Consider the following 5,960-nt stretch of genomic DNA (forward strand, 5'->3'; position numbering starts at 1 on the left):
GATATAACTATAACTTACGTTTGTTTCATTTTCATTATACAGAGAGTTTGCAATATTATTTGATTCGATTAACCAATCGCTAGGTGAACTGGCAAGGTAGTCCGTTATTAACGCTTGATTTGTTGTATTTATAAATTGCGCAAACTCAGTATAGGACAAATTTTCATTCTCGATGAGTTTTGAGTCCCATAAACTATGCAAATTGGTATCTTGCCCGAAGAATGTTACAGAAATATTGTTGCCACCACGATCTTCAGCGCGACCTGCGTGAAAAGGTTGGTGGCTGTCACCAACTAGGTGAACCAAAAAGCGCAGTGCAAATTGCTTTTCAGCTAATGAAGCTTTTTGATTTTTTAATACAGAAATTGAATATTCCATGCCTTCTAGGATATCTGACACGGTTTCTTTATTGTGATGAGAGTGTGAGTCGTAATGAGGTTTGGCATTGCCTTCTTTGAAATTAATGTAATGCCAGCGCGAGGATTTCTTTTGCCAAAAACTCTCTGGGGCAGATCGCATTTCATCAGCCCAAGTCGCAATTTGAGGTAATGATTCACCATCAAGTAATGGAACTAATGCTTGTTTAGTCGTATCAGTAATATGCTTAGATGCAATTTCACCAACAATACGGTGACCATTCTGACCCCATGCATTAACTGGGGTACTTAACACTGCTGAAATAACAGGTGTCGATAACAGCAACATTTTTATTGTTTTTTGTAACATTGACTCAGTGTCCAAAAATGAATGTGCCATGAAGCACGATTTCTTGGTGAGTATTTTCCTGAATTTAAAAGCAAATAGAAAGGACTCAATAAGATTCATAATTTCTTGTTCATATATCTTATATTTCAATGGGTTAATTTATTCAAGTAAAGTTACCTATTGCAATGAGTAAGAATAATTGTTCAAATAGAGACAACGGAGCGTTGTTGGCTATTAAAATTGAATTTAAGAACAATACTAATAAAAAAATCGTCGATTGTTACATTTTTGTTTCTATCATTGATTTTGTTTTTTTATATTGGAATTTTGCAGGGTAAACCGGCTGTTTCTGATATCAATGCATTTATTGAAACGTCTTTCCAATGTGATACCAAATCAGATGTTAATCTAAATGAGTTAGTTGTGTACTCATCTGGCAAAGTGCTGGCTGAGGACGTCGCTAAAACCTTATGTTCTGACGACACTATCAGTAAACAATATGGTAAGGTAACATCTTATTGGGGCTATAAAACCTCAGACACTATTGAGTTTTTAGGTAAAGGGATTGCTGATCTGATCCTTGCTAAAGAAAACTTAATTAATGCCTTTATGGCCGAGTCAACCTATAACTACCAAGCTGTTGTAGGGTTTCCTGATTACACAGCGTATTTAATTTCTAGTAAAGAAAAGCCAAGAATTGAAAAAAGCTACTTTTTAGATAAACGCATAGGTTTGCTTGACTATCCAACCAGCCGTTCAGGCCACATTTTGCCCAAACAATTATTTAAAAACCTGGATATAAACTTAGAAAACCTAAATATTAATTATGCTAGTTCGCATACGGAATTAAGAGAATTGCTTGCCAGTGGTAAAGTCGATTTAATTTCTTCTTATTGGCAAGACAGCGATCAACAACGCTTTTCTAAAAATTACATCACACCAATACGCGATAATATAAGCGGAAGTCGTTGGTATTTAAAAATGCAAGACGAGAACACGGATCTTTTATGTGCAGTTCAAGCACGCCTTACACAGTTGGCTCACAATCAGAATTCTCATTATTTTAATCATGTAGAGTCATTTTGGAGCTGTGATTCACAGCAGACAGCTAAACTAGGGGATAGCAATGCTACCAACTAGAATTAAACTTGCATATAGCGCAGTGTTTCTTACCTGTTGCATGGTATTTTTTGCTACTTTTATTGCTGCAAAAGCCTACCAGACAACAAGTAATGATGAATTGACCCTAGCTAAAGTTGAAAACCGTATTGCTCTTGACTTGAACCATTTAAATTTACCTGATGATTTTTTAAAGCATTCAGGTAGTAAAGATATGGTACTTAATTATATAGCACGACTTAATGCACAGCTGGCAGACTCAGGAGTGATGGTCTATTCGATCGAGGGTATATCGGATTACCCTGCGCGTGCTGACTTAATTACCAAGCAATTACATGCCCCACAAAAAACCTTATTGGTTAGCTTTGTTGTGACATCCTCTTTATTTTCTAAAAACGATATCGCAGTATTAATTCTTGTATGTTTAATTTCAGCGGCTTTAACTTACTTATTATTTATTAGTGAGCGTACTAAGATTCAAATAGCAAAACATGAACCGGAAATTGAGCTTCAAGCTGAAGAAAAGCCAAGATTAATAGTCGATCTGCAAAATAAAACCTTGGCAGCAAGTTGTGCTATTGATAAAACCGTTGCACTTGCTAATAAACCACTGTGCTTCTATCTAGCTTTGGTTGAGTTTTGTATAGAGCACCCGGATGTAGTGCTCAATCAGAATAAAGATGTTCCAGAAGAATTACTGACGCTTGCTAACAAGTATTTTTACCGGTTAGTCGAACTGGGGCATACTATTAGAAAGAGACCAAACTTTACTAACAGTTTAGAAAAAACCTTAAGTGAAATTCGAGCAGCCCTTGATGAAGTTTGGCAAGATCAGCTTGAGATAAAAGAAACCTATTATCCGCCAAAAGCCCATGGTGAAGGTTCGCGTTCTCGGTTACATCATTATGGATTGAAAACAATTGAGATCGCGGACATCGAGGTCATAGGTAAGTAATTTAATCTTATTGTAAACTAAAAAGGGAAGTCACTGACTTCCCTTTTAACATAGAGATATTATTTACAAGATGTTTATTGTTACTTAGGCGCGTAATCAGCCGCTTTAACAGGACTATTTTGTTCAAAGAAACGTTTTAGTGCCTGTGCATCCGTATCATCAGTGCTAACATAGCCTTCTTTATTTGTAAGAGTAGGGTAGCCATCACCGCCCGAGGCGTTATAGCTGTTAATACTCATACGATATGTTTTTGCCATATCAAGCGGTTTGCCGGCAATTTTAACATTAGATAATGTGTCGTCATCGCGCTTAAAGCTTAATTTATAGTATTGTAAGTAGGCACCAGAATCAGGTGGGAAAGAAGTGACAACCGACAAGTAATCGAATAACTCTTGGCCTGTCATATCAATATAAGTGATACGGTTTTTAAAAGGATGTACTTTTAAAATATCTTTATAACTGACATCGCCTGCCTGAATACTATCACGAATACCGCCGCCGCTGATCAAGCCAAAGTCAGCTCCGACAGATTGCATTTGTGCTGCAATAATTACGCGAGCTAAGTTTACTTGCTCGTAGCGTACTTTGTTACGATCACCTTCTAGCTTTGCATCAACAGAACCTATCTTACCTGCAATTTGAGCTGCGCCTTTTTTCTGATAAACCGCGAGTACATCTTGTAATCCTTTGTTAGGTTCGATGTAATCAGCAGCAAGTTTTTTATTACCATTTTCATCATCGATATAAAGATTTACTGGGATCAGTTCGTAATTAAGCAGTGTTAATTCATCATTTTCTAATTTAAACTCGGCTTTACCAACATATTTACCCCATTCATGAGCTTGCATAATCCAAGTACCATTTTGTTGATCTGGCTTACAAGCTTTCCCAGGCATGAAGCTCTCGTCTGCCACATTGGCCTCTTTCATACAAACAGGCTCTTGTGAATGGCCGCCTACAATAATATCAAGCATGCCTTCGGGTAAGTTACGGGCCATTGTTACATCACCCGGCGCATTAATACCAAAGTTTGCATCAACATAGTGACCCATGTGTGTCACTGCAATCGTAATATCAGGGTTATATTTAGCTTTGATTTTAGGAACTAGATTGGCTGTTACTGTCACAGGTCCTTTAAAGTCAAGGCTACCAATATATTGCGGGTTACCGATTTTAGCTGTATCTGTTGTTGTTAAGCCGATGACTGCTATTTTAAGACCGTTTTTCTCAAAGATTTCGTAAGCTTGGTAGCGTGGCTCACCTGTTTTCTTATCAATAATGTTGGCTGATAAAAATGGAAAGTTTGACCACTGTTGCTGTTGTTCAAGTACAGTTAATGGATTATCAAACTCATGATTACCAATTGCCATGGCATCATAACCTATTAAAGACATACCCTTAAAATCTGGCTCTGCGTGTTGTAAGTCAGACTCTGGAATGCCTGTGTTGATATCGCCTCCAGAAAGAAGTAATACGGCATGTCCTTGTGCTTTAGCATTGGCTCTTAGTCGATCGATCAACGTTTTTCGAGCTGCCATGCCGTACTCGCCTTGTTCATTGTGCCAAAAGCGACCATGGTTATCATTCGTATGAAGCAGAGTTAAATATTGTACTGAATTTGTATTGTTAGAGGATGAGCTACACGCGGTTAAGGTAACCAGTAGCGATATTAGTAAAAAAAAGCGCATAATTGTTTGCCTGATTAAAGCAGTAGGTTAATTATGCGCATAGTTTAAACGACTTAAGTTTAAATTAAATGTCTTTTATAAACTTTTATTGTCATTTTCTATATTCAGTTGCCCTGTTGCGGCAAGTTGACGGCGTTGTAGTTCTTGTTCTGCATAGTGTGATTTCTGATGATTATTGCCTACCATCCAGTTTAAAAAACTAGCTGGTAACTTACTGTATGGCTCACCTTGGTGTAGGCCAAAATCGCATATCGCGTTCTCTTCATTCGCCATGGTTATTTCCTGTGTGTTCATTGTTGTCGTGCAAATACTAACAAACTCTGTCTATTTGATAAGACGATTTTGATTTAATGTTCAAACTTTTTATAACCAAAATGAATACACCGTGTGAATAAATGTAACTGAGTTGTAATTGCTTTGGCGTGTTTTGTGTAACTATTTTGTTTGCTATTTAAGCGCATATTATTTTTGTTTAAGCTTCAAGCAGTTTTATAATAAAAATTATCAGGAAAGATAAACAATGAAAAAACACTTACTTGCAACAGCACTATTAACAAGCTGTTTCTCTGCCAATGCTACAATTGTAGAAATGCAGACTGATCTTGGCAGTATTACTGTTCACCTTTATGACCAACATACGCCTGTTACCGTTGAAAACTTTTTAAATTATGTGGCTGACGGTAGCTATGATGGTACGGTAATCCACCGTTCAGTTGATAATTTTGTTTTACAAGGTGGTGGCTTTAAATTTGAAACTGATTTTACAGAAATTGAAACCAAAGACTCTATTATTAACGAGCCTGAACTATCGAATGTTAAAGGTACTATTGCAATGGCCAAAATTGGTGGCAATGCTAATAGTGCGACAAGTCAGTGGTTTTTTAACTTAAAAGATAACAGTGCTAATCTAGACCTGCAAAACGGCGGCTTTACAGTGTTTGGTGAAGTTACTGTAACAAGCATGGATGTTTTAGAACAAATTACATCTTTAGTCCACTGCGGCGAAATTCCTGTCGTAAATTTAAATGAAGATCAGTGCCCAACTACAACATCAGGTTTTAATGGTGAGAACTTATTTTATATAAATAGTGTCACTGTGGTTGATGATGATCCTAATTCTTCTGCTTCTTTATCACCAAAAGAAAATACATTAATTGATCAAGATAATTCATCTGATAACGGCGGAAGTAGTTCCGGTGGTAGTCTTGCGTGGATGTTATCTTTATTGGCCCTAGCAGGTTTTACTCGTCGTAAATAATTCCAACCAACAAAGTATACCCAAACCACCTCAAGATGCGAGTTTCAGTTGGAATTAAAAGCGATTTAGGCAAGGCATTAATTGCAAGTAATAGTGGTTCTATTGTTAAAATCAATAACGCAGTATAAATCGCTTTTAAACCAACCCTTTGGGCGCTTCACAGGCACTTACTCTCATCGTTGTTACTTCTTTAAAGGGGATGCCATTCTTGCAAAGTAACGCCTTGATATTAAGC

General features: G+C 37.0%; 6 protein-coding genes. 3 read left to right on the plus strand and 3 right to left on the minus strand.

Annotated features, from left to right (window positions below; genetic code table 11):
• On the minus strand, positions 1-726 hold a 726-nt coding region (locus L1D46_RS19400; RefSeq protein WP_239978068.1), incomplete at its 3' end, for a S1/P1 nuclease.
• A gap of 219 nt (positions 727-945) precedes the next feature.
• On the opposite strand from L1D46_RS19400, the gene L1D46_RS19405 reads away from it, so the two are divergent.
• A complete protein-coding gene (locus L1D46_RS19405; RefSeq protein WP_130052419.1) occupies positions 946-1,845 on the plus strand; it encodes a hypothetical protein in 900 nt (299 codons plus the stop codon).
• 40 nt (positions 1,846-1,885) lie between these two features.
• On the plus strand, positions 1,886-2,779 hold the full coding sequence (locus L1D46_RS19410) for a hypothetical protein (protein ID WP_130052418.1): 894 nt from the start codon (positions 1,886-1,888) through the stop codon (positions 2,777-2,779).
• Between the two features lie 80 nt (positions 2,780-2,859).
• Here the strand turns inward: L1D46_RS19410 and ushA are convergent, their stop codons facing one another.
• Entirely contained in the window at positions 2,860-4,467 is a 1,608-nt protein-coding gene (ushA, locus tag L1D46_RS19415) for a bifunctional UDP-sugar hydrolase/5'-nucleotidase UshA (RefSeq protein WP_130052417.1), read from the minus strand.
• A 75-nt stretch (positions 4,468-4,542) separates the two neighbouring features.
• The gene (locus L1D46_RS19420) at positions 4,543-4,740 is read right to left on the minus strand and encodes a hypothetical protein (protein WP_130052416.1); all 198 of its coding nucleotides are present in this window, start codon (positions 4,738-4,740) and stop codon (positions 4,543-4,545) included.
• A gap of 247 nt (positions 4,741-4,987) precedes the next feature.
• Between L1D46_RS19420 and L1D46_RS19425 the strand changes: the two genes are divergently transcribed.
• Positions 4,988-5,725, plus strand: a complete 738-nt coding sequence (locus L1D46_RS19425; protein ID WP_130052415.1) for a peptidylprolyl isomerase — start codon at positions 4,988-4,990, stop codon at positions 5,723-5,725.
• The last annotated feature ends 235 nt before the right edge of the window (positions 5,726-5,960 follow it).

Origin of the sequence: Pseudoalteromonas sp. Isolate3 (genome assembly GCF_022398505.1) — a bacterium.
GTDB classification, from domain to species: domain Bacteria; phylum Pseudomonadota; class Gammaproteobacteria; order Enterobacterales; family Alteromonadaceae; genus Pseudoalteromonas; species Pseudoalteromonas apostichopi.